The organism is Bradyrhizobium sp. SBR1B, from assembly GCF_014198205.1.
Classification (GTDB): Bacteria; Pseudomonadota; Alphaproteobacteria; order Rhizobiales; family Xanthobacteraceae; genus Bradyrhizobium.
Map to the genome: position 1 here is coordinate 23,300 of NZ_JACIHC010000004.1, position 23,992 is coordinate 47,291.

The 23,992-nt window shown below is 65.3% G+C and carries 21 protein-coding genes; 12 read left to right on the forward strand and 9 right to left on the reverse strand.

Going from position 1 to position 23,992, the window contains the following annotated elements; genetic code table 11:
• The first annotated feature begins 330 nt into the window (after positions 1–330).
• A complete protein-coding gene (locus GGD61_RS11835) occupies positions 331–1,668 on the forward strand; it encodes a S41 family peptidase (protein ID WP_018320263.1) in 1,338 nt (445 codons plus the stop codon).
• A gap of 91 nt (positions 1,669–1,759) precedes the next feature.
• Here the strand turns inward: GGD61_RS11835 and GGD61_RS11840 are convergent, their stop codons facing one another.
• The gene (locus tag GGD61_RS11840) at positions 1,760–4,492 is read right to left on the reverse strand and encodes an EAL domain-containing protein (protein ID WP_092256990.1); all 2,733 of its coding nucleotides are present in this window, start codon (positions 4,490–4,492) and stop codon (positions 1,760–1,762) included.
• 329 nt (positions 4,493–4,821) lie between these two features.
• Here GGD61_RS11840 and GGD61_RS11845 point away from each other — a divergent pair, with 329 nt between their 5' ends.
• On the forward strand, positions 4,822–4,986 hold the full coding sequence (locus tag GGD61_RS11845) for a Flp family type IVb pilin (protein ID WP_092256988.1): 165 nt from the start codon (positions 4,822–4,824) through the stop codon (positions 4,984–4,986).
• Here GGD61_RS11845 and GGD61_RS11850 read toward each other — a convergent pair.
• Together GGD61_RS11850 and GGD61_RS11855 are read right to left on the reverse strand one after the other, a co-directional pair.
• The gene (locus GGD61_RS11850; RefSeq protein ID WP_092256987.1) at positions 4,967–6,223 is read right to left on the reverse strand and encodes an MFS transporter; all 1,257 of its coding nucleotides are present in this window, start codon (positions 6,221–6,223) and stop codon (positions 4,967–4,969) included. The two genes, GGD61_RS11845 and GGD61_RS11850, sit on opposite strands and share 20 nt — an antisense overlap.
• Positions 6,220–7,635 (reverse strand): amidase, encoded by a 1,416-nt coding sequence (locus GGD61_RS11855; protein ID WP_092257732.1) that lies wholly within the window; start codon positions 7,633–7,635, stop codon positions 6,220–6,222. The genes GGD61_RS11850 and GGD61_RS11855 overlap by 4 nt, the downstream gene beginning before the upstream one ends.
• A gap of 139 nt (positions 7,636–7,774) precedes the next feature.
• Between GGD61_RS11855 and GGD61_RS11860 the strand changes: the two genes are divergently transcribed.
• Entirely contained in the window at positions 7,775–8,368 is a 594-nt protein-coding gene (locus tag GGD61_RS11860; RefSeq protein WP_092256985.1) for a CGNR zinc finger domain-containing protein, read from the forward strand.
• A gap of 14 nt (positions 8,369–8,382) precedes the next feature.
• Here GGD61_RS11860 and moaC read toward each other — a convergent pair whose 3' ends face one another.
• From moaC to GGD61_RS11880, 4 genes are read right to left on the reverse strand one after another with little or no spacing between them, the layout of a single operon-like run.
• The gene (gene moaC / locus GGD61_RS11865; protein ID WP_018320268.1) at positions 8,383–8,883 is read right to left on the reverse strand and encodes a cyclic pyranopterin monophosphate synthase MoaC; all 501 of its coding nucleotides are present in this window, start codon (positions 8,881–8,883) and stop codon (positions 8,383–8,385) included.
• 1 nt (position 8,884) lies between these two features.
• Positions 8,885–9,706 (reverse strand): indole-3-glycerol phosphate synthase TrpC, encoded by an 822-nt coding sequence (gene trpC, locus GGD61_RS11870; RefSeq protein ID WP_092256983.1) that lies wholly within the window; start codon positions 9,704–9,706, stop codon positions 8,885–8,887.
• A gap of 1 nt (position 9,707) precedes the next feature.
• The gene (gene trpD, locus GGD61_RS11875) at positions 9,708–10,727 is read right to left on the reverse strand and encodes an anthranilate phosphoribosyltransferase (RefSeq protein ID WP_092256981.1); all 1,020 of its coding nucleotides are present in this window, start codon (positions 10,725–10,727) and stop codon (positions 9,708–9,710) included.
• 14 nt (positions 10,728–10,741) lie between these two features.
• Complete coding sequence (locus GGD61_RS11880) at positions 10,742–12,640, reverse strand: SurA N-terminal domain-containing protein (protein ID WP_092256979.1); 1,899 nt, start codon at positions 12,638–12,640, stop codon at positions 10,742–10,744.
• Positions 12,641–12,863: 223 nt separating this feature from the next.
• Between GGD61_RS11880 and tpiA the strand changes: the two genes are divergently transcribed.
• From tpiA to GGD61_RS11910, 6 genes are all read left to right on the forward strand, one after another.
• Positions 12,864–13,619 carry a triose-phosphate isomerase gene (gene tpiA / locus GGD61_RS11885; protein ID WP_018320273.1) on the forward strand — a complete coding sequence of 252 codons (756 nt, stop codon included), beginning with the start codon at positions 12,864–12,866 and terminating at the stop codon, positions 13,617–13,619.
• A 141-nt stretch (positions 13,620–13,760) separates the two neighbouring features.
• The gene (gene secG, locus GGD61_RS11890; protein ID WP_018320274.1) at positions 13,761–14,147 is read left to right on the forward strand and encodes a preprotein translocase subunit SecG; all 387 of its coding nucleotides are present in this window, start codon (positions 13,761–13,763) and stop codon (positions 14,145–14,147) included.
• 166 nt (positions 14,148–14,313) lie between these two features.
• Positions 14,314–15,945 (forward strand): CTP synthase, encoded by a 1,632-nt coding sequence (locus tag GGD61_RS11895; RefSeq protein ID WP_018320275.1) that lies wholly within the window; start codon positions 14,314–14,316, stop codon positions 15,943–15,945.
• A gap of 79 nt (positions 15,946–16,024) precedes the next feature.
• Positions 16,025–16,351: an NIPSNAP family protein gene (locus tag GGD61_RS11900; protein WP_018320276.1), complete on the forward strand. Its 327-nt coding sequence runs from the start codon at positions 16,025–16,027 to the stop codon at positions 16,349–16,351.
• Between the two features lie 123 nt (positions 16,352–16,474).
• Positions 16,475–17,323, forward strand: coding sequence for a 3-deoxy-8-phosphooctulonate synthase (gene kdsA, locus GGD61_RS11905; RefSeq protein ID WP_092256977.1), 849 nt, complete (start codon positions 16,475–16,477; stop codon positions 17,321–17,323).
• Positions 17,323–18,528, forward strand: coding sequence for an MFS transporter (locus tag GGD61_RS11910; protein ID WP_092256975.1), 1,206 nt, complete (start codon positions 17,323–17,325; stop codon positions 18,526–18,528). Before kdsA ends, GGD61_RS11910 begins: the two co-directional genes overlap by 1 nt.
• 2 nt (positions 18,529–18,530) lie before the next feature.
• On the opposite strand, the gene queF is transcribed toward GGD61_RS11910, so the two are convergent.
• Positions 18,531–18,983, reverse strand: coding sequence for a preQ(1) synthase (queF, locus tag GGD61_RS11915; protein WP_177237123.1), 453 nt, complete (start codon positions 18,981–18,983; stop codon positions 18,531–18,533).
• Between the two features lie 51 nt (positions 18,984–19,034).
• A complete protein-coding gene (locus GGD61_RS11920) occupies positions 19,035–20,012 on the reverse strand; it encodes a lyase (protein ID WP_092256971.1) in 978 nt (325 codons plus the stop codon).
• A gap of 175 nt (positions 20,013–20,187) precedes the next feature.
• Between GGD61_RS11920 and eno the strand changes: the two genes are divergently transcribed.
• The 3 genes from eno (at position 20,188) to GGD61_RS11935 (ending at position 23,768) form a co-directional block, all read left to right on the forward strand.
• Positions 20,188–21,471, forward strand: a complete 1,284-nt coding sequence (eno, locus tag GGD61_RS11925; RefSeq protein ID WP_092256969.1) for a phosphopyruvate hydratase — start codon at positions 20,188–20,190, stop codon at positions 21,469–21,471.
• Between the two features lie 44 nt (positions 21,472–21,515).
• Positions 21,516–22,649, forward strand: a complete 1,134-nt coding sequence (locus GGD61_RS11930) for a zinc-binding dehydrogenase (protein ID WP_092256967.1) — start codon at positions 21,516–21,518, stop codon at positions 22,647–22,649.
• A 120-nt stretch (positions 22,650–22,769) separates the two neighbouring features.
• Positions 22,770–23,768, forward strand: coding sequence for an MBL fold metallo-hydrolase (locus GGD61_RS11935; RefSeq protein WP_092256965.1), 999 nt, complete (start codon positions 22,770–22,772; stop codon positions 23,766–23,768).
• Positions 23,769–23,992 lie beyond the last annotated feature (224 nt).

Sequence of the window (23,992 nt, forward strand, 5' to 3'; positions counted from 1 at the left end):
CCTTGTGTCATCGCCTAACCCGTCCAGCGCTCCAAAACCATCCTAAAATGGCATGGCTGCGCGGCGTGGACGGGCGCACCGATCGCCCCTTTAGGTACCTTTGGGGGCGGGCCAGTCCTGCAACGTTGCCAAAAGTTTAGGTCCGAACGAAGCGATTTCTGCGGTGTACCGGTCGGCGGTGCGTCCCGGCCTTGAAGAAACCAGAATGGTATTGTGAGAAGTGGACTGGATCGCCAATTGCATGGCGCCTCCCAAGTCTGCTTCCCAAGTCTCGAGAGACGAGCCCAAGCAAGCTCAAGCGAACCGCCAAGCAAAAAGGCAAGCCCATCCATGCGGAAAACCCTGCTGTTCCCTCTGGGCGCGCTCACCGGAGCGTGTCTCACCCTTCTGGTCGCCAGCCCGCACGGTGGTGTATGGGCGGCACGGGCGGCAGCGAGCGCGGACAATGCCTATTCCCAGCTCAACCTGTTCGGCACGGTGTTCGAGCGCGTCAAGGCGAGCTATGTCGAGAAGCCCGACAACGCCAAGATGATCGAAGGCGCGATCACGGGCATGGTGACCTCGCTCGACCCGCATTCGCGCTACATGAACGCTAAGGCCTGGACCGAGATGCAGGAGACCACCTCCGGCGAGTTCGGCGGCCTCGGCATCGAGGTCACGATGGAAGACGGCCTCGTCAAGGTCGTTTCGCCGATCGACGATACGCCCGCCTCGAAGGCAGGCCTGATGTCCGGCGACCTCATCAGCAAGATCGACGGCGAGGCCGTGCAGGGCATGACGCTCGAGCAGGCCGTCAACAAGATGAAGGGCCCGGTCGATACCAAGACCAAGCTCACCATCGTGCGCAAGGGCGCGGACGCGCCGCTCGACGTCGCGATCACGCGCGAGATCATCCATGTGCGCCCGGTGCGCTTCCACGTGGAGAACGGCGACATCGGTTATATCCGCGTCACCTCGTTCAACGAGCAGACCACCGACGGCCTGAAGAAGGCGATCGCCGCGATCTCCAAGCAGGTGCCGCAGGAGAAGCTCACCGGCTACGTGATGGACCTGCGCAACAATCCGGGTGGACTGCTCGACCAGGCCGTGTCGGTGTCGAGCGCCTTCCTCCAGCGCGGCGAGGTCGTCTCGACCCGCGGCCGCAGTCCGGAAGAGACCCAGCGCTTCACTGCGCATGGCGGCGACCTCACCAAGGGCAAGCCGCTGGTGGTTCTGGTCAATGGCGGCTCGGCCTCGGCTTCCGAAATCGTGGCCGGCGCGCTGCACGACCACAAGCGCGCGACCATCATCGGCACGCGCTCGTTCGGCAAGGGGTCGGTGCAGACGGTCATTCCGCTCGGTGCCGGCAATGGCGCGCTGGCGCTGACCACGGCGCGCTACTACACCCCGTCGGGCCGCTCGATCCAGGCCCAGGGCATCGCTCCCGACATAGAGATCCTGCAGGACGTGCCGCCGGAGCTGAAGGGCCGCATGGACACCATGGCGGAGTCCCAGATGCGCGGGCATCTCTCAGCCGGCGAGGGCGGCGAGCAGACCGGATCGCAGTCCTACGTTCCGCCGAAGGAGGAGGACGACAAGGCCCTGCATGCCGCGTACGACTTCCTGCACGGCGTGAGCGCGAATGCAGTAGCCGCAAAGCCCGCGTCGAAGGCGGCGGTGCCGAACTAGGCTTACGACGTCGAGACATCGATATCGCCCGGGAGTGGACGACCGCTCCCGGGCGATTTCGTTTGGGACCTTAGCGGTGTCTGCAGCGGACCTAACTCGCCTCGCGGCGGCGGGCTTTCGCGCCGCCGCGCTGGGCGAGCCGGCTGCGATGCAGCGCGAACAGCTCCAGCACCTTGTCGGCGGGCTTCGCGGCGCTGAACAGATAGCCTTGCATCTCGGAACAGCCGAGCGCGCGGAGCAGACGCTGCTGCTCCTCGGTCTCGACGCCCTCGGCCGTGGTGGTCATGCGGCGCGCGGCCGCGAGATTGACGACGGCCTGGACGATGCTGGCCGAGCCGTCGGGGCCGGCGATGTCGTCGACGAAGCAGCGGTCGATCTTGATCTTGTCGAACGGGAAACGGTGCAAATAGCTCAGCGACGAGTAGCCGGTGCCGAAATCGTCGAGCGCGATGCGCACGCCGATGGCGCGCAGCTGATGCAGGATCGCCAGCGCCGTGTCGTCGTCGCGGATCAGCACCGCCTCGGTGATCTCGAGCTCGAGCCGGCTCGCCGGCAGGTTGGAAGCAGCGAGCGCCGCCATGATCTTCAGTGCCAGCGTGCCGCTCTTGAACTGCACCGGCGAGACGTTGACGGCGAGGCGGATATCGTCGGGCCAGTTCGCAGCGTCCCGGCAGGCGGTCGCCAGCACCCATTCGCCGATCTCGTTGATCAGGCCGGTATCTTCGGCGATCGGGATGAACTCTGCCGGCGAGACCATGCCGCGCGCGGGATGGCGCCAGCGCACCAACGCCTCGCAGCCGGTGATGCGATCGTCCTTCAGGCTGAGGCAGGGCTGGTAATAGACCTCGAGGCCGCCGTCGCGCCCCCCTTGGGCGATGGCGTGGCGCAGGTCGCTCTCGAGCTGCCGGCGCTCGCGGACCTTGGCATCCATCTCCGGCTCGAAGAAGCGATAGGTGCGGCGTCCGGCGGACTTGGCGGCGTACATCGCCATGTCCGCGTTCTTGAGGACCTGGTCGAGCGCCGTGCCGTGTTCCGGCGCGAGCGCAATGCCAATGCTGGCGTCGGTGGTGAGATGGTGGCCCATGCAGTCGAACGGCGCGCGGATGGCGGCGAAGACCCGTGCGACGAGCTCGTTGACCTGGTCGAGCGATGCCACCGCGCTCTGGACGATGGCGAACTCGTCGCCGCCGAGCCGCGCCACGAAATCCGCCGGGCCGGCACAGCGGCGCAGGCTTGCGGCAATCGATTTCAGCAGCTCGTCGCCGACGAGATGGCCGAGCGCGTCGTTGACGCCCTTGAACTCGTCGATGTCGATGTAATGCACCGCGATCTGTTCGTCGTTGCCGACCGCGGCCAGCTCTTCGCGCAGATGCTCGTGGAACATGGTGCGGTTCGGCAGGTCGGTCAGCGCGTCGTAATGGGCGAGGTGGGTGATGCGCTCCTCGATCCGGCGGCGCTCGGTGATGTCCTCATGGGTTGCCACCCAGCCACCGTCCGTGAGCGGCTCGTTGAGGATGTGGATCGAGCGGCCGTCGGAGGTGTCGACCACCATGGAATTGCGCGTATGGACGCCCTTCAGCACGCGCACGACATAGTCGTTGACGTCGCCCGTGAACGAGCCGGTCGCCTTGCGATGGGCGATGATGTCGTGGAAGCTCGAGCCGGGCTTCACGATCTCGGCCGACAATCCGTACATTTCGAGATAGCGCTGGTTGCAGACCACCAGCCGCTGCTCGGCGTCGAACAGCAAGAGTCCCTGCGTCATGTTGTTGACGGCGCGATCGAGCCGCTGCTTTTCCAGCGTCAGCCGTTCCCGCGAGAGGCGGTGCTGCTCCAGCAGCTTGCGCACGATCGCGATCAGCAAGCCTGCGATGGCGAGTGCGGAAGAGGCGGCGATCGAGATCAGCATGCCGATCTGCTCGCGCCAGTCCGTCAGGGCGGAGGCGCGCGTCGTGGTGGCCATCATCAGGATCGGGAAATGGGGCAACGCGCGCGAGGAGATCAGCCGGTCTTCTCCGTCCACCGGGCTCGTGAAACGGCCGGCGAAGTGATCGAGGTCGAAAACCCTCTGATGCTGCACCGGACCAGACTTGAAATTCCGCCCCATCAATTCGCTGGAGTGGGGATAGCGGGCGAGCAGCGTCCCGTCGCGATGCAGCATCGAGATCGTCGCACCCTCACCGAGCGCGACGGATGCGAAGAATTTCTCGAAATTGGCGGGCTCGATGCCGCGTCCAACGGTGCCAAGGAACTCGCCGTTCGGCCCGACGATCTTGCGCACGATCAGGACGGTCCAGGCGCCGGAGATGCGACTGTGCAGCGGCTCGATCAGGACATCCGGCGAATTGGGATCATCCTTGAAGGTGCGAAAATAGGCGCGATCGGCAACGCTCACCTTCGGAGCCGGCCATGCCGACGACGAATTGATCAGATTGCCTTCGGCATCGATGATGTTGACGCCCCCGATGTAGGGCAGCGCCTCGATCTTCGAGCGCAGCATCCGGTGGATGTCCTGGCCCGAAAGGCGCTTGCGATAGTCCTCGACGGTCGTGATTCCGGTCGTGCGGACGTGGTCGACGAAATCCTTCTGGATGACCGCGAAGTCCTGCAATTGCTGATCGAAATGATGGGTGAGCAGCAGCACGGTGTTTTCCAGCTCGCGGCTGGAGTTGCGCAGCGCCCGCTCGCGGAAATTCTGCGCCATCAGGACAGAGCCGACGGCGATGGCCGCGATCAGCAGCGTGCCGCCCACGACCAGCCAGCGGATCGGTCCGCTGCGCACGAAGGCCTGGTCAAAGAGGCGGCTGCCGAATCTCGTCATCATGCTGGATCGTTGCCGTGCACACGTCAGGATCAATTCTTGGCCCCAAAAACATCCGTTGGTTTACGGGAACGGTGTGGAGGCGAAGTTAGGAAGCGCGGTTAACGCTGTGTGAACGGCCGCGCGCAAATGCAACCGAGGTCCGCGATTACAGCGGGCAGGAATTGCCGAAGGCATTGGAGGGCGCCGGTCAATTCCTGCCGGCCACGCCACAATCAACCACGCCCTAACCATCTAACGTGTTGGGGAGCCTCAAATCGGCGTTGGCACGTGATTTGCGACATGCCTGCTGACGACGACATGCCTGCTGACGACACAGAGAGGACGCAACGATGAAAAACACCCTGAAGAACTTCCTCGCCGACGAGCGTGGGGCAACCGCGATCGAGTACGGCCTGATCGCGGCCGGAATCGCGCTGGCCATCATCACCGTCGTGAACGGCATGGGCTCCAAGCTCAACAGCAAATTCACTGCGATCAGCTCTTCACTGCGCTGATCGCGTGGGCTCCGCTGCGTGCCAGTATCGCCACCACGATCAGTGCCGCGACGATGTTCGCGGCGGCACCGACCAGGATCGGCATCGTATAGCTGTGGTTGACGTCGTAGGCGAAGCCGGCTGCACTCGGGCCAATCAGCGTGCCGAACGCCACGCTGGTGTAGAGAATGCCGATGATTCCGCTGACATTGCGTCCGCCAAAATAGTCCATGACCACAGAGGGAAGCACCGCGACCCAGCCGCCGTAGAACGCGCCGTAGACGAAGGCAAAAGCGGCGAGGGTCCAGACCTCAGCGGCAATGGCCCAGATCGCCATCGCGAGCGCCATTCCGGTCAGGACCATGATCAGCGAGCGGTCGCGGCCCATCCGGTCGGCGAGTGCGCCGAGAAAGAAGCGGCCTGCGGTGCTGCCGGCCCCGATCACGCCGAGCAGCAGCACTGCAGAGGATGCCGCGACCCCGTGATCGCGCGCGTAGGGCACGAGATGGACGAACGGGACGAAGGCCCCGAACGAGCAGACCAGACACGACAGGTAGAGGGCGACAAACCGCGTCGACCGGATGGCCTCGCGCACGGATGCGCCGCCGGCGTTGTTGGCGCCCGCGGCATCGCGAGGCGGATCGCCATCGGGTCCGAGGCCCCGGTGCTTCGGATCGTTCTCGATGAGCAGCGACATCCCGCCGCCCAGCACCAGCGCAATCGCGCCCAGCACCAGATAGGCTCCGCGCCAGCCCACCGAAGCGATCAGCAATGAGGCGAGCGGCGGCATCGCCAGCGTACCGAGCCCGATGCCACTCACCGCGAGCCCGGAGGCAAAGCCGCGGCGCCTGACGAACCAGCGTTGCACGGCGCCGATGGCCGGAACATAGGCGCAGCCGACGCCGAGGCCGACGCCGAGCCCGTAGGCGAGATAGACCTCGACGACGGACCGGGCAGTGCTCGCAGCCGCGAGTCCGACCGCGACCAGGATCATGCCGGCGACGGCCAGCGGACGCGAGCCAAACCGGTCGGCGAGGGGACCGCTGACGAGGCCGAGCGCGAAGTACAGAAAGCCCGCGATCGAAAACACCAGCGAGATCGAACCGCGCGAGGCGCCGAAATCGCGCTGGAGCGGCTCGAGGAATGCGCTGAACGTGTAGGCGGAGCCGAAGCCGACGAACATGACGGCAAACGCCGCCGCGACGACGAACCAGCCATGGAAAATACCTCGCTGAGCGAGCGTGGATTGAATGGTCAATGCGGCCTCCGCGAGGTGAGGGAAGGATGGCGACGGTGCCAGGACGTGGCCCGCTGGAAGGCCGCGCCGGCGCGCACGAGCGTGGCCTCGTCCAGATGGGCGGCGACGAGTTGGAACGCGATCGGCAGCCCGTCCGTCGACGCACCGCCTGGCAGCGTGATGGTGGGATGACCGGTCATGTCGAACGGGCAGGTGTAGCGCTGCAGCTTCGCGATCAGATCCGGCTGTTCGCCGAGCGTCTGGATCATGGCAAGCGTCACTGGCGGGAACGGGTGCACCGGGATCAGCAGCAGGTCGATGGTCTCGAACAGCGCAGTCACCCGGCCGCGTAGCGCCAGCCGCCGCAGCAGGATCTTCTGATAGTCGAGAGCAGATAGAGCGCGGCCGGTTTCGAGCACGGAGGCGAGGATCGGACCATACTCATCCTTGCGAGCGGGATAGGTCGCCTCATGAGCGACCGCAGCTTCCACCGCACAGTTCGGCGTCCAGTCGGCGATCGCCTGCGTGACGTCGGGAAATCGGACATTGACGGTGTCGGCGCCAAGCGCGCGGAAGGCATCGATGGCGTCCGCCAGCACGCGCTGGGTCGCAACGTCCACGTCGTCGCTGTTCCAGGCGGGATCGACGCCGATCCGCAGGCCCCGCACGTCCTGTGCGGCGGCGGCCAGATAGTCGGGCACCGGATCGACCAGCGACGTCGGGTCGTTCGGATCGTGTCCGGCGATGACGCCGAGCAGCGCACCGACGTCGGCCGCGCTGCGGCCGATCGGTCCGACATGGTCGAGCGTCGCGGCAAGCTCGAAGGCGCCGTGGCGGCTGACGCGGCCCCAACTCGGCTTCAATCCGGTCAGGCCGTTGGCGGCGCAGGGCCAGCGGATCGAACCGCCGGTGTCGGAGCCGAGCGAGCCGAAGCAAAGTCCGGCAGCCGTCCCGACCGCCGAGCCGCTGGACGAGATACCCGGCCAGTAGCTCGCATTCCACGGATTCTTCGGCGGTTTCACCAGCGGATGGTGATCGGCATAGGCGCCCTCGGTGAGTTGCACCTTGCCGAGGATCACGGCGCCCGCGTTCTTGAGCCGGCGCACGACGGTTGCGTCTTCACTGGGACGAAAGTCGCGATGAAGCGTCGTGCCTGCCGCCGTCGGAACGCCCTCGGTCCAGAACAGGTCCTTGAGCGCAATCGGCACGCCATGCAGGGGCCCCCGATACCGGCCCTGCGCGATGTCGGCGTCCGCGGCTTCCGCCTCGGCCATGGCCGTTTCCGCCATCACGTGAACGTAGCTGCCGAGATCGCGGTCGATGGAGTCGATCCGGTCGAGTTGCGCGCGCGTCACCTCCAGCGCCGAGATTTCGCGCGCCTTGAGGTGTGCCGCGAGCGCGGTGAGTTCGAGATAGTGCAGGGCGTCGGCCACGGCTCGGTTCTCCATTCCGGTGATAGCAGAGGCGTTCGATCCCGAGGGATCGTTCGACACCAGTATAAGTAAGATACAGGTGTCGCTTGCTGTCAACCAGTAAATCTGTTTTACTGGTGTTCAAATCTTTGGTGTTCCGATGTCGAAAGTGTCGCGCAAATTCCAGGTTCCCGACGCGTTGGCAAACCTCTACGATTTCGCCAACACGCTCGATGTTCGCCACTTCACGCATTTCGGCGTGGAGCACCCGGAGAGCGATGAGCTCAGTGGCCCGAAGGACCTGGCGGACTGGATGCGGGAACGCGGCCTTGGCGCCAAGGGCGGCCATGTCACGCCGGCAATGTTCGAGACTGCGCTGAGGCTGCGCGGGGCGTTGCGTGCCTATCTGCAGTGTGAGCCGAGCGAGCGGCTCCGGAACAAGAGCGTTCTTGGCGCGCTCAATGACGCGCTGGCGCCGTTTCCGCTGCGGGTCGAGGCGCTCGCAGGCCGTGGCGCAACGCTGTCAGCGGCGCGCGAGGATGCGCTCGCCGGCCTGTCGGCCATCGCGATCGAGCTTCATGACGCAACCCTCGTGGGAACGCTGGACCGGCTGAAGATGTGCGCGTCGGAGGAATGCCGCCGGGTGTTCTTCGACCGGTCGAAACCATCGACGCGGCGGTGGTGCATGTCGACGCTATGCGGCAACCGGATGAAGACGCGCGCTTATCGCGAGCGGCAGCGCGAGGCGAAATAGAGCGGATTGCGCAGTCAGGCGCGGTAATGGCCGGACTTGCCGCCGAGCTTCTCGACCAGATGGATGCCCTCGATGCGCACGCCGCGCTCGACCGCCTTGATCATGTCGTAGATAGTGAGGCAGGCGACCGAGACGGCCGTGAGGGCCTCCATCTCGACGCCGGTCGGACCCGTCACCTTGACGCTGGCGCGGACGAGGCAGCCCGGCAATTTCGCGTCTGGCTCGATGTCGAGCGTCACCTTCGACAGCGCCAGCGGATGGCAGAGTGGGATCAGCTCCGAGGTGCGCTTGGCGGCCATGATGCCGGCGATGCGGGCGGTCCCGAGCACGTCGCCCTTCTTGGCGTTGCCGGATACGATCAGATCGAGCGTCGCCTTGGTCATGACGACACGGCCTTCCGCGACCGCAAGCCGCTCGGTCGCGGGCTTGTCCGAGACGTCGACCATCCGCGCCTCGCCGGAGGCGCCGATATGGGTGAGGGCCGGGACGGCTTTTTTCGCCGGCTTGCGCGCCATGTCAGCGCGTGCCCGTCGCGCGCGCCGCACTCTGGCGCGCGAGCAGCGTGCGCGTCGCGGCGGTGACGTCGGCCTGCCGCATCAGGCTCTCGCCGACCAGGAAGGTCGACATGCCGACGCGCTCGAGCCGGGCAAGATCGGCGGGCGTGAAGATGCCGCTCTCGCCGACCATCAGTCGATCCCCGGGGATCAGCGGCGCCAGCGTTTCGCTGGTCGCGAGCGTGGTCTCGAACGTGCGAAGATTGCGGTTGTTGACCCCGATCATCGGCGAGCGGAGCTTGAGCGCGCGGTCGAGCTCGGCGCGGTCGTGGATCTCGATCAGCACGTCCATGCCGTAGGCGAGCGCGGCGTCTTCGAGGTCTTTGGCGGTGGTATCATCGAGCGCGGCCATGATGATCAGGATGCAATCGGCGCCGCGCGCGCGCGCTTCCGCCACCTGGTAGGTGTCGAACATGAAATCCTTGCGCAGCACCGGCAGTGCCGTCGCTGCACGCGCCGCCACCATGAAGTCGAGATGGCCCTGGAACGAGGGCGTGTCGGTCAGCACGGACAGGCAGGCCGCGCCGCCGGCCTCATAGGCCTTGGCGAGCTGGGGCGGATCGAAATCGGCGCGGATCAGCCCCTTCGACGGCGAGGCCTTTTTCACCTCCGCGATCAGCGCGTAGTCGCCATTGGCGTGCTTGGCCTTGATCGCGCGCATGAAACCGCGCGGCGCAGCTTGCGTCTTGGCCTTCGCCTCGACCGCCGAGAGCGGCTCGGCGCGCTTGGCGGCGGCGATCTCTTCGCGCTTATAGGCTTCGATCTTGGTCAGGATGTCCGACATGTCAGGCTTGGCCGTTCGAGATCGCAATCAGGTGCTTCAGCTTCGCCTTGGCCGCGCCGCTGTCGATCGACTTGATGCCGATCGCGACGCCCTCCTTGAGGTCCTTGGCGCGTCCGGCCACCACCAGCGCGGCGGCGGCGTTCATCAGCGCGACGTCGCGGTAGGCGCTCGGCTTGCCGTCGAGCACGCTCTGCAGGGCGATTGCATTGGCGTCGGCGTCACCGCCTTTCAGCGCGCCGGCCTCGCAGCGCGGCAGGCCGGCGTCCTCCGGCGTCACCTCGAAATTGCGGATCTCGCCGTTGTGGAGCGCGGAGACGAAGGTCGGACCGGTGAGGGTGATCTCGTCGAGGCCGTCGGAGCCGTGCACCACCCAGGCGGATTCAGAGCCCAGGTTCTTCAGCACCTGCGCCAGCGGCTGCACCCATTGCCGCGAGAACACGCCGACCATCTGCCGCTTCACGCCCGCCGGGTTGGACAGGGGGCCGAGCAGATTGAAGATCGTGCGTGTCGCGAGCTCGACTCGCGTCGGGCCGACATTCTTCATGGCCGGGTGATGAGCGGGCGCGAACATGAAGCCGATGCCGCATTCGCGCACGCAATGGCCGACCTGCTCGGGCCTGAGGTCGATCTTCACCCCGAGCGAGGCCAGCACGTCGGCGGCGCCCGAGCGCGACGACAGCGCGCGGTTGCCGTGCTTGGCCACCGGCACGCCGGCGCCGGAGACGATGAAGGAGGCGCAGGTCGAGACGTTGACCGAGCCGGAGCCGTCGCCGCCGGTGCCGACGATGTCGACGGCTTCCGGCGGTGCCGTCACGCTCAGCATCTTGGAGCGCATCGCCGTAACGGCGCCGGTGATCTCGTCCACCGTTTCGCCGCGCACCCGCAGCGCCATCAACAGGCCGCCCATCTGCGAGGGCGTGGCTTCGCCCGACATCATGGCGTCGAAGGCGGAAGCCGCTTCCTCACGCGACAGGCTGGCGCCGGTCGCCACTTTTCCAATGATCGATTTCAGGTCGTCCATCGCGTGCTTTCAACTCACTGGTTCGCGCCGGTCACCTGCGCGAAGGCGGCCTGATTAATGGTGGTCCCGATGTCGGTTTCAAGCTTGTTGACGTAAGAGGCGACCTGCTCCTCGGTCTGGGCACGGTCGAGGGTTTCCTTCAGCTTCTTGATCGCGTCGGAGGCGGCGTCGACCGCGGGTTCGACGATGTCGGTGACGCGGAAGACGATCACCTCGGTCCCCCCCGTCACCGGCGTCTGTCCGACGCCGTCCTTGGCGGTGCGGAAGGCGGCCGATACGACGGCCGCGGGCACGCCGGCGGGCGTATCGTCGCGCTTGAAGCCGGTTGCTGTCTCGACCTTGGCGCCGATCGCTGCGGCTTCATCGGCGAGCTTGCCGCCTGCTTCGAGCTTCTGCACCATCTCGGTCGCCTTGGCCTTGAGCTTGGTGGCGATCTGGTCCTGGCGCCAGCGCGCCTCGACCTGATCGCGGACCTCGTCGAGATTGCGGTCGCGCGAAGGCGTGATGGCGAGCACGTCGTACCAGACATAGCCGCCCTTGAACGAGATCGAGTCGTTGTCGACGCCGACATCGGTGTTGAAGGCCTGCGACACCACGTCGAGGCCCTGCGGAATGTTGGCGACCGGCTGGCCGTTCGGGGCGCGGCCGGAGCGATCGACCGCGTCGATGGTCACGGCGGTGAGGCCGAGCTTCTGCGCAGCGTCGATCACGCTGGCGCCGCCGCCGCGCTCGTCTTCCATCTTGTCGCGGAGATCGGCGACCTTGACGCGCGCGCGCTCGGTGGCGATCTCGCGCTTGATGTCGCCGGCAAGGCTGGCGTAGTCCGCCTCCTTGCCCGGCTCGATCTTGTCGACCCTGACGATCGCGACGCCGAGCCCACCCTGGATCGGCTGGCTGATCTCGCCGACGGGAAGCGCGAAGGCGGCATCGCCGACGGCGGCAGCGAGCGAAGACTTGGTCACGAGGCCGAGGTCGACATCGGAGGCGCTCAGCCCGCGCTCCTTGCCGAGATCCTCGAACGACATTCCGCCGACGAGGCGCTCGCGTGCGGCCTGCGCGTCGGTCACGTTGGGAAACACGATCTGCTGGATCTGGCGCTTCTCCGGCGTGCCGAGCCGGTCCTTGCGCTGCTCGAACATCTTCTTGGCGTCCTCGTCGGAGACCTCGCTCCACTTGCCGATTTCTTCCGGCGAGACCACGACGAAGGAGATCTTGCGGTATTCGGGCGCGCGGAACTGAACCTTGTGATCCTCGAAATAGGCGGCGAGCGCCTCGGGCGAGGGCGCGTCGATCTGGCCGGCCTGGGCGGCGTCGAGCCTGACGAACTCGATGGCGCGCTGCTCGTTCTGGAAGCGCGTCAGCACGTCGATCATGGCTTTCGGCGGCTCGAGGCCGGCGCCGATCGTGCCGGTGATCTGCCGGCGCAGCGACACCTTGCGCTGCTCGGCGACGTAGCGCTGCTCGGTATAGCCGAAATTACGGATCACGGCCTGGAACCGGTTCGCATCGAAACTGCCGCCGACGCCCTTGAAGTTGGGGTCGTTCATGATGAGCTGGCGGATCTGGTCGTCGGACTGGCCGAGCCCGAGCCGGCGCGCCTCTTCGTCGAGGGCGGCTTCCGCGATCGTCTGCTGCAGCACCTGGCGGTCGAGGCCGAAGGCACGCGCCTGGTCGGGCGTCAGCGGACGGCCGAACTGGCGGCTGATCTGTTGCAGGCGGTCCGTGTAGATCTGGCGGAACTCGTTCAGCGAAATCTCGGTGCTGCCAACCTTGGCCACCGTGGACTGCCCGAAGCCCTTGAAGATGTCGGCGATTCCCCAAATGCCGAAACTGACGATCAACACGCCCATCACCACGGCCATAATCGTCTTGCCGAGCCAGTTTGATGAGGCCTTGCGCATTCCTCGAAGCATTTGGTCCAACTTGTTTGAGCAGGAGGGGAACGGGAGCGCGTCTTAATGCAGATTCAGCAAAAGCGCGTCACCAAATTGATCAATCATCATAAAGTGGTGGCTTTCCCCCCGCAACCTCGGGTCCGGCGACCGTTTGCGGCTGCGGTTAAAAGCCTCTGGTCTCTGGAACTGCAGCAGGTCCTCTGCTAGCGCATGCACAAACCTCATTTTGCTGGAAATTGACATGACCGACGCCATCCGCCCCCTGATCGCCGGAAATTGGAAAATGAACGGCCTGAAGGCCCAGGCTGCCGAGTTCGACGCCATGCTCAATGGTGCGGCCGAGGTGACCGGCAAGGCCGATCTGCTGGTCTGCCCGCCTGCGACCCTGATTGCGGCCTTCGCCGACAAGGCGCGCGGCAAGAAAGTCGCGGTAGGCGCCCAGGATTGCCACCCCAAGGCCTCCGGTGCCCATACCGGCGATATCGCCGCCGAAATGCTGGCTGATGCCGGGGCGACCGCCGTCATCGTCGGCCATTCCGAGCGCCGCGCCGACCACGGCGAGGGCGATGCCCTGATCCGGCAGAAGGCCGAGGCCGTCTGGCGCGCCGGTGCGACGGCGATCGTCTGCATCGGCGAGACGCAAGGCCAGCGCGACGCCGGCCAGACGCTGGACATCCTGCGCGGGCAGCTCGCCGGCTCCCTGCCTGATGGCTCGACGGCCGCGAATCTCATCGTGGCCTATGAGCCGGTCTGGGCGATCGGCACCGGGCTCACCCCCACGGCCAAGGATGTCGAGCAGATTCATGGGTTTATCCGGGAGGTCCTGACCTCCAGGTTCAAGACCGACGGGGGGAAGATGCGCATCCTCTACGGCGGCTCGGTCAAGCCCTCGAATGCGGCCGAGCTGATGGCGGTCAAGAACGTCAACGGCGCCCTGGTCGGCGGCGCCAGCCTGAAGGCGGCCGATTTCCTTGCGATCGCCAAGGGCTGCCCCTAGCTAACCTCAATGCGGCTGATCCGGACCCGATCGGGGGTGGCAATGCCCCCTCTGATCGTGTAACACCGCGCAACTTCAGGAAAACCCGCGAAGCGCGATCGGCCGCCGTCAGGCGCCGCCCGCTTGTGACGGAAGGATACTATGCAGACCGTTGTCATCGTCATCCACCTCATGATCGTCGCCGTCATGATCGGCGCCGTCCTGCTCCAGAAGTCGGAAGGCGGCGGCCTCGGCATGGGCGGCGGCGCAGGCTTCATGTCGAGCCGCGGCACCGCGAACCTCTTGACGCGGACCACCGCGATCCTCGCCGCCGGCTTCTTCCTCACCAGCATGTTCCTGTCCTGGCATGCGGGCTACAGCCGCGCGCCGTCGTCGATCATCGGCACCCCGGCCTCGCAGGGCCAGCCGGCCGGCGGATCGCCGATCGCGCCGCCGACGTCGGGCGGCATCCTGGATTCGCTGAAGAAGGCCGACGAGCAGCAGCAGGCGCCGGCTCCGAGCGGCCCGCAGGTGCCTCGTTCGCAATAAAGCAGGGGGGCCATGCAGGGCGGTGGCTACCGTCCTGCATCAACAATCCCCATCAAGGCACTGTCACTACTCTTAATTTTGGCTCACCCACAGGCCCGCAAAATCTTTGGGGCGGAATACGAATCGCTTTGGCGAATCGAATTCGAGGGATTAGAGGTTAAGTCCCATGGCGCGGTACATATTCATCACCGGCGGCGTGGTTTCTTCGCTCGGCAAGGGTCTGGCTTCAGCGGCACTCGGTGCGCTGTTGCAAGCCCGGGGCTACAAGGTCCGCCTCCGCAAGCTCGACCCCTATCTCAACCTCGATCCCGGAACGATGTCGCCGTATCAGCACGGCGAAGTGTTCGTGACCGATGACGGCGCGGAGACCGATCTCGATCTCGGTCACTACGAGCGCTTCACCGGCCGTCCTGCGACCAAGCAGGACAACATCACCACGGGGCGCATCTATCAGGACATCATCTCCAAGGAGCGCCGCGGCGATTATCTCGGCGCGACCATCCAGGTCGTTCCGCACGTCACCAACGCGATCAAGGAATTCGTCCTCTCCGGCAATGACGATTACGACTTCGTGCTGGTCGAGATCGGCGGCACCGTCGGCGACATCGAGGGCCTGCCGTTCTTCGAGGCGATCCGCCAGCTCAAGAACGAGCTGCCGCGCGATCACGCCATCTACATCCACCTCACGCTGCTGCCGTACATTCCGAGCGCCGGTGAGTTGAAGACCAAGCCGACGCAGCACTCGGTGAAGGAGCTGCGCTCGATCGGCATCCAGCCGGACATCCTGCTCTGCCGCACCGACCGCGAGATTCCGAAGGAAGAGCGGCGCAAGCTGGGGCTGTTCTGCAACGTGCGTGAAAGCGCCGTGATCGAGGCGCGCGACGCCGACAGCATCTACGCCGTGCCCGAAGCCTATCACGCGGCGGGCCTCGACGACGAAGTGCTTGCCGCCTTCGGCATCGAATCGCGCATCCCGCCGGTGCTCAAGAGCTGGCACCAGATCAACGAACGAATCCGCAATCCCGAGGGCGACGTCACCATCGCCATCGTCGGCAAATATACCGGCATGAAGGATGCGTATAAGTCGCTGATCGAGGCGCTCTCGCATGGCGGCATCGCCAACAAGGTCAAGGTCAACCTCGACTGGATCGAAAGCGAGATCTTCGAGAAGGAAGATCCCGCGCCGTTCCTCGAGCACGTCAACGGCATCCTGGTGCCCGGCGGATTCGGTCAGCGCGGTGCGGAAGGCAAGATCCGCGCGGCGCAGTTCGCGCGCGAACGCGACGTGCCGTATTTCGGCATCTGCTTCGGCATGCAGATGGCGGTGATCGAGGCCGCGCGAAATCTCGTCGGCATCGAGGACGCCAACTCCACCGAGTTCGGCCCGACCAAGGAGCCGCTGGTCGGCCTGATGACGGAGTGGCTGCGCGGCAACGAGCTCGAGAAGCGCTCGCAGGCCGGCGATCTCGGCGGCACGATGCGGCTTGGCGCCTATCCCGCCGCGCTCAACCGCGGCAGCCGCGTCTCGCAGGTCTATGGCGGCGCGACCGAGATTTCCGAGCGCCACCGCCATCGCTACGAGGTCAACACCGCCTACAAGGATCGCCTCGAGCAGCACGGGCTGAAATTCTCAGGCTTGTCTCCGGACGGCGTGCTGCCTGAAATCGTCGAGTACGAGGATCACCCCTGGTTCATCGGCGTCCAGTTCCATCCCGAGCTGAAGTCGCGGCCGTTCGAGCCGCATCCGCTGTTCGCGTCGTTCATTCGGGCGGCGATGGTGCAGAGCCGGCTGGTGTAGCGCACGCTCTCCCTTTGACGATTGCGCGTTTTGTTGCGACAAGCTCCCTGCAAGAACAACAATGCAGGAGTGAACTCCAATGATCTACGAAATGCGCGTCTATCGCTGTGTCCCCGGCCGGCTGCCCGCGCTGTTGAAGCGGTTCGAGACCGCAACGCTGAAGATCTGGGAGAAGCACGGCATCAAGCAGGCCGGGTTCTTTACGACCGTGATCGGTGAATCCAACCAGGATCTAACCTATTTCCTCGCCTGGGAGTCGCTTGCCGAGCGCGAGACGAAGTGGGGCAAGTTCATCGCCGATCCGGACTGGATGAAAGCGCGCACCGAGAGCGAAGCCGACGGCCAGATCGTCGCCAACATCGACAGCCAGATTCTGGCGCCGACCGCCTTCTCCTCGGTCAAGTAGCAGCTCCTGCAAGGGAGGCGCCGGGGAGCCCCGGCGCAACCCTGTTATTCAAGCAGCCCGGCCCGAATAGGGTTGATCCGACCCTCATCGCGGCTATGGTCGCGCCGAAACGAGGGATTGGCCTTGAGCTCTTCGAATTCAGCGGCGCCGGTCGTCGCAATCGGCACGGTCGAGTTCGGCAATGATCTGCCGATCTCGATCATTGCAGGACCCTGTCAGCTCGAAAGCCGCCAGCATGCGCTGGAGGTCGCCTCCGCGCTGAAGGAGATCGCTGCGCGGCTGAGCATCGGGCTCGTCTACAAGACCTCGTTCGACAAGGCCAACCGCACCAGCGCGTCGGCGGCGCGCGGCCTTGGGCTGGCGCAGTCGCTGCCGATCTTCGCCGAAATCCGCTCCTCGCTCGGCCTGCCTGTCCTGACCGACGTGCACGAGGCCACGCAATGCGCCGAGGTGGCGCAGGCCGTGGACATCCTCCAGATTCCCGCTTTCCTCTGCCGGCAGACCGATCTGTTGCTGGCTGCCGCCGCGACCGGCAAGGTCGTCAACGTCAAGAAGGGGCAATTCCTCGCGCCGTGGGACATGGCGAATGTCGTCACGAAGATCACCAGCGCGGATAATCCCAACGTGCTCGTCACCGAGCGCGGCGCTTCCTTCGGCTACAACACGCTGGTCTCCGACATGCGCGCGCTGCCGATCCTGGCGCGCACCACCGGCGCGCCCGTCATCTTCGACGCCACCCATTCGGTGCAGCAGCCGGGCGGGAAGGGGACCTCGTCGGGCGGCGAGCGCGAATTCGTGCCGGTGCTGGCGCGCGCGGCCGTGGCGGTCGGCGTCGCCGGCGTCTTCATCGAGACCCACCCGGATCCTGATCGTGCGCCCTCCGACGGCCCCAACATGGTGCCGCTGCGCGAGTTCGAGGCGCTGATCGCCAGGCTGATGGCGTTCGACGCGCTGGCAAAGAACCCGCGCTGATGCAGCAAGGCGAGGCGCGGCCGCACGATCACGGCCTGCCCACGGCGCTCTACGTCATATCAGGAGCGAGCTTCGCCGCGGCGCTTTCGGCGCGCGCACTCGATCCGGTGCTGCCACACGTCGCCGAGGATTTCGGCGTCAGCATTGCCACCGCCGCGGGCTTTGCCGCGGTGTTCGCCTTCACCTTCTCGATCATCCAGCCCATTGTCGGCGCCGCCGCCGATCTGTTCGGCAAGACGCGGCTGATGATCGGCTGCCTCGCGCTGCTCGGTCTTGCCAACATCTTGGGCGCGCTCTCGTCCTCGTTCTCGGTTCTGTTTGCGACCCGGATCCTCGCCGGCATCGGCTCCGGCGGCGTGTTTCCGGTGGCGCTGAGCCTGACCAGCGATCTCGTCGGGCCCGAGAAACGTCAGGTCGCGATCAGCCGCACGCTTGCCGGCGCCATGACCGGCAACCTGCTCGGTGCCTCGGCCTCCGGCCTAATCGGCGATTTCCTCGGCTGGCGCGGCGTGCTCGCGGTGCTCGGCGCGCTCGTGATCGTGGCGTCGATCGCGGTTGCCGCCGGCTTTCGCGGCGCCAAGGTCAAGCACCCGCCGAAGACGAGCCTGTCGGCGCTGAAGGCCGGCTATCGCACCATCTTCACCAATCCGAATGCCTATGTCTGCTATTCGGCGGTGTTCATCGAAGGCTGCTGCGTGCTCGGCCTGTTTCCCTACATCGCCTCGTTCCTGTTCGAGCTGGGGCAGACCTCGCTGTCGATCGCCGGCATGGTCATCGCCGGCTTTGCGGTCGGCGGCCTGTTCTACACGCTGACGGTGTCGCGTCTGCTGCCGTGGCTCGGCGTCAAGGGCATGATGATCGCAGGCATGACGCTGGTCGCCTCGCAACTCGTCGCCGTCGCGTTCGGTCCGCGCTGGGAAGTGCAGGCGCTGAATCTCATCGTGATGGGATGGGGCTTCTACATCGCCCATGGCTGTCTTCAGGTCTTCGCCAGCGAGCTCTCGGTCGAGGCGCGCGCCACCGCGCTGTCGCTGCATTCGTTCTTTTTCTTCATGGGGCAGACGGTGGGACCGCTCGCCTATGGCTTTGGGCTCCAGCATGCCGGCAAGATGCCGACCCTGTTCGCGAGCGCCGCGATCATGGTCGTGCTTGGCTTCGTCTGCGCTCAATTGCTCAAGGCGCGGGCACCGTCCGACGCGCGCTGAGGCTAGCCCCGCCCGCGATAGGGCGCGACGCCTTGCTCGGGCACCCACAGGCCCTTGGGTACGCGGCCGGTCTGCCAGAACACGTCGATCGGGATGCCGCCGCGCGGATACCAGTAGCCGCCGATGCGCAGCCATTTCGGCTTGATCTCGCCGGCGATGCGCTTGCCGATCATCACGGTGCAGTCCTCGTGGAAGGCGCCGTGATTGCGGAAGCTTGCGATGTAGAGTTTGAGCGATTTCGATTCCAGCAGCCACGCGTCGGGCGCGTAATCGATCATCAGATGCGCGAAATCCGGCTGGCCCGTGACCGGGCAGAGCGAGGTGAATTCCGGCACGGTGAAGCGCACCAGATAGTCGGTGCCCTTTTGCGGATTGGGCACGCGGTCGAGCTGGGCGTCTTCCGGTGTGTGCGGCCATTCGACCGCGCGGCCGAGCTGGAGGGATTTCTTCGCCATCGTCGTCACATCCTGTTTCGGATGCCGGGATGGACGCAAATGCAGCTGCCGTCAACCGGCCGCGATCGTCTGGATCATGACGATGCGATCGTTGCCGGATTCGCAGCCCCAGAGCTCGCCCGGTCGGCCGTCGAGCTGGCGCACATTGGCGTTGGCCCTGTCGCTGGCGAAGACGTTGAACGTCTCAGTGGCGGGATCGAAACGCACGATGGCGTTGGCAGAGAAATCGGTCAGCCAGACCTTGTCCTTGTGGTCGACGAAGACAGCGTAGGCGCGGGGACGCTCGCCCGGCAGCTTCCAGCTCTTCCAGGATCCGTCGGCGGGATCGTGCACCGAGACATGGCCGCTGTTCCATTCGCTGACCCAGATCCGGCTCTTCGAATCCGACCAGACGCGCCGCGATCCCTGGTTCGGCGTCGGTGGCGCGACCACAGCGGCATTGCCGCTTGCCGGGTCGATCTTCGCGATATAGCTGCCGGCAAGCGAGGCGTACCAGACCTCGCCCTTGGGCGTCACCGTGATGCCATAGGGGCCGACGCCCTTGGGCGCCTTGAACACATTCATTTCGCCAGACTTCGGCGCGAGGCGGCCGTAATAGCCGGACTGGCCGGTGAACCAGTAGGTGCCTTCCTTGTCGAACACGCCGGTGTTGAGATTGGCCGAGGCGAACTTTTCCGGCAGGCGGAACAGCGTGACCTTGAGATCGCCAGGATCGACCCGTGCGATCGCGTTCTGGCCGCCCTCGGTGATCCAGGGCGCGCCATCGGGGCCGACGGTCACGCCATGCGGCGCGGCGCCCTGACCGAGGCCGACCGTCTTGAAACTGCCATCCCGGGGATCGAGCCTGCCGAGCAAGCCCTTGCCCTGCGCCGTGAACCAGACCGAACCGTCAGGGGCAGGCGTCAGATCGTGCAGGCCGATACCGGCGCTGATCGGGAAGTATTTTGTCCGGAACGGGCCCTCCTGGGCAAAACTTGGGCGAGCCACGAACAGGGCGGTGCTGGAAGCAAGAAACTGGCGGCGATTCATGGCGTTACCCCGACTGCTTGGGATTGAGGATGCACGCACAGACCGATGCCCTCGACCTTAATCCTGGCGCCTTCACGCGTCAGTCGAAGTGCCACCCTCAAGCGTTCACATTTGCTTGCGGCCCGTGTAAGACCCGCGGCGAACCGATCAGCTCCAACGAACGGAAGTGCACATCATGACCGCCATCATTGACATCATCGGCCGCGAAATCCTCGATAGCCGGGGCAATCCCACCGTCGAGGTCGATGTCGTGCTGGAGGATGGCGCGCTCGGCCGCGCCGCGGTGCCGTCCGGCGCCTCCACCGGCGCCCATGAGGCGGTGGAGCTGCGCGACGGCGACAAGGCGCGCTATCTCGGCAAGGGTGTCAGCAAGGCGGTCGGTGCCGTCAACGGCGAGATCTTCGAGGCCTTGAGCGGTCTCGATGCCGAGCAGCAGGCCCAGATCGATCAGATCATGATCGACCTCGACGGCACCGCGAACAAGAGCCGGCTCGGCGCCAACGCCATCCTCGGCGTTTCGCTCGCCTGCGCCAAGGCGGCTGCGAATTCGCTCGACATGCCGCTCTACCGTTACGTCGGCGGCACCTCGGCACGCCTTCTGCCGGTGCCGATGATGAACATCATCAATGGCGGCGTGCACGCCGACAACCCGATCGACTTCCAGGAGTTCATGATCCTGCCCGTCGGCGCCTCGTCCTTCGCCGAAGGCCTGCGCTACGGCGCTGAGGTCTTCCACACGCTGAAGTCGGAGCTGAAGAAGGCCGGCCACAACACCAATGTCGGCGACGAGGGCGGCTTTGCCCCGAACCTGCCGTCGGCCGATGCCGCGCTCGAATTCGTCATGAACGCAATCGGCAAGGCCGGATTCAAGGCGGGAAGCGACATCGTACTCGGCCTCGACTGCGCCTCGACCGAGTTTTTCAAGGGGGGCAAGTACGTCTATGAAGGCGAGGGCAAGACCCGCTCGATCTCCGAGCAGGCCAGGTACCTCGGCGACCTCGTCTCGCGCTATCCGATCGTCACGATCGAGGATGGCATGTCGGAAGACGACATGGACGGCTGGAAGGAGCTGACCGACCTCATCGGCAAGAAGTGCCAGCTGGTTGGCGACGACCTCTTCGTCACCAACGTCAAGCGCCTCGCCGACGGCATCAAGACCGGCCGCGCCAACTCGATCCTGATCAAGGTCAACCAGATCGGCACGCTGACCGAGACGCTCGCCGCCGTCGAGATGGCGCACAAGGCCGGCTACACCTCGGTGATGTCGCACCGCTCCGGCGAGACCGAGGATTCCACCATCGCCGACCTCGCGGTCGCCACCAATTGCGGTCAGATCAAGACCGGCTCCCTTGCTCGTTCCGACCGCACCGCCAAATATAATCAGCTCCTGCGCATCGAGCAGCAGCTCGGCAAGCAGGCGCTGTATGGTGGCAAGGCCGCACTGAAAGCGCTGGCATAAGCCAGCGCTTCGACTCGAGAAAAGACGGACAGGGGAGGATCGACATGAGCGACGGCAAGACCGGACTGCAACTGCGTTCGCTGCTGAAGAAGAGCGGCGAGCTGGAATTGTCCCTCGTGAATGTCCCGACCCCGGAGCCGGCCGACGATGAGGTCGTGGTTCGCGTCGAGGCGACACCGATCAACCCGTCGGACCTTGGACTCCTGATCGGGCCCGCCGACATGTCGGCCGCCAAGGCCTCCGGCACGAAGGAGATGCCGGTCATCACCGCGACGATGCCGGAGGCTGCGATGCGGATGATGGGAGCCCGGCTCGATCAGTCGCTGCCGGTCGGCAACGAGGGCGCCGGCACGGTGATCGGGGCCGGATCGTCGGATGCTGCGAAGGCGCTGATGGGCAAGACCGTATCGATGATCGGCGGCGCGATGTACACGCAGTACCGCGTGCTGAAGGTCCGCGACGTCATGGAGCTGCCGGCGGGCACCACGGCCGCGGACGGCGCGTCCTGGTTCGTCAATCCGCTGACCGCGCTCGGCATGACCGAGACGATGCGGCGGGAGAACCACAAGGCGCTCGTGCACACCGCCGCCGCCTCCAATCTCGGCCAGATGCTCAACAAGATCTGCATCAAGGACGGCATCGGCCTCGTCAACATCGTCCGGAGCAAGGAGCAGGCCGATATCCTGTACAAGATCGGCGCCAAGCACGTCGTGGATTCCAGCGCACCGAGCTTTACTGACGATCTCACCAATGCGCTGGTCGAGACCGGCGCCACGATCGCCTTCGATGCCATCGGCGGCGGCAAGCTGGCCAGCCAGATTCTGACCGCCATGGAAGTTGCCGCCAACAAGACGGCGAAGGAATACAGCCGCTACGGCTCCAACGTGTACAAGCAGATCTACATTTACGGCAGCCTCGACAACCGTCCGACCGAATTGAGCCGGTCGTTCGGACTGACCTGGGGCGTCGGCGGCTGGCTGCTGACGCCGTTCCTCCAGAACATCGGTCCGGCCGAGATCGGTCGCCTGCGCCAGCGCGTCGCGTCCGAGCTCAAGACCACCTTCGCCAGTCACTACACCAAGGTGGTGTCGCTGACCGAGGTGCTCGATCCCGCCAATATCGCGGTGTACGCCAAACGCGCCACCGGCGAAAAATTCCTCATCAACCCAAATAAATAATCGTGATCTGCGACCGCAGGTCACCGAAGGAAGGTCTTGCCTTCTGAGCGAAGCCGGAGATTATTCCGCCGCCATTTGAACGCGGAAAAAACCGCGGGGCGCTCAGAAGGGGACCTCTCCATGACTGATCTCAATCGCCGTCATTTGCTCACGGGCGCCGCTGCCCTCGGTGCGGCTGCCGTATCCGGCTTCGGACCGACCGCGGCCAATGCCTCAGTGCCGCCGACCGGCACGCAAGCGCCAGGCTTCTATCGCTACAAGGTCGGCAGCTACGAGTGCACCTCGATCAATGACGGTGCGCGCACCTTCCCGATGCCGGATAAGTTCGTCGCCAACATACCGAAGGACGAGGCGCTGGCGGCGGGTGAGGCGGCTTACATGCCGAAGGGCATGGTCACGATTCCGTTCAACCCGCAGCTCATCAATACCGGCTCGAAGCTCGTCCTGATCGACACGGGAAACGGCATTGCCAATCTCGAGGCGAGCAAAGGCGCTGTCGGCCGCACATTGCAGAACCTCCAGGCTGCTGGCGTCGACCCCAAGAACGTCGACGTTGTGCTGCTGTCGCATATGCATGGCGACCACATCAACGGCATTCGCCTGGCCGACGGCGCGTTGGCCTTTCCGAATGCGGAGATCATGGTGCCCGGCAAGGAGTGGGAGTTCTGGGCCAGTGAGGAGAACGCTGCCAAGGCCGAGTCCAATCAGGCGCTGAAGAACAATTTCGCCAACGTGAAGAAGATCTTCGCTGGCCTCGAGTCCAAGGTGACGAAGTACGAGTGGGGCAAGGAGGTCGCGCCGGGCATCACCTCGATCGCAACTCCGGGTCACACGCCGGGCCACACCTCGTTCGCGGTCGCATCGGGCGATGCCAAGGTGCTGATCCAATCCGACGTCACTAACATCCCGGAATTCTTCCTGCGCAATCCCGACTGGCACGTGATTTTCGACATGGATGCAGCGATGGCGCAGGCGACGCGCCACAAGTTCTACGACATGGCGGCGGCGGAGAAAGCGACCGTGGTCGGCTTCCACTTCACGTTCCCGGCGGTCGGTCATGTCGTGAAGGATGGCGCCAAATACCGCCTGGTCCCGTCGGCGTGGAATCCGACGATCTGATCGGGGTTAGCCGTTCGTGCGAAAGATCGGGCCGCCGCTTGGCGGCCTGATTTGTTTGGAACGAATGTCGCGGATCAATCGTAGCCCGGATGGAGCGCAGCGTAATCCGGGACCAGCGTAGCTTGGGGCAGGTCCCTGGATTGCGCTGCGCTCCATCCAGGCTACGTCCCAAACATCTGCTTTCGCGAAACACAGCGTTTCCAAATCGGGCCGGTTCATGCACT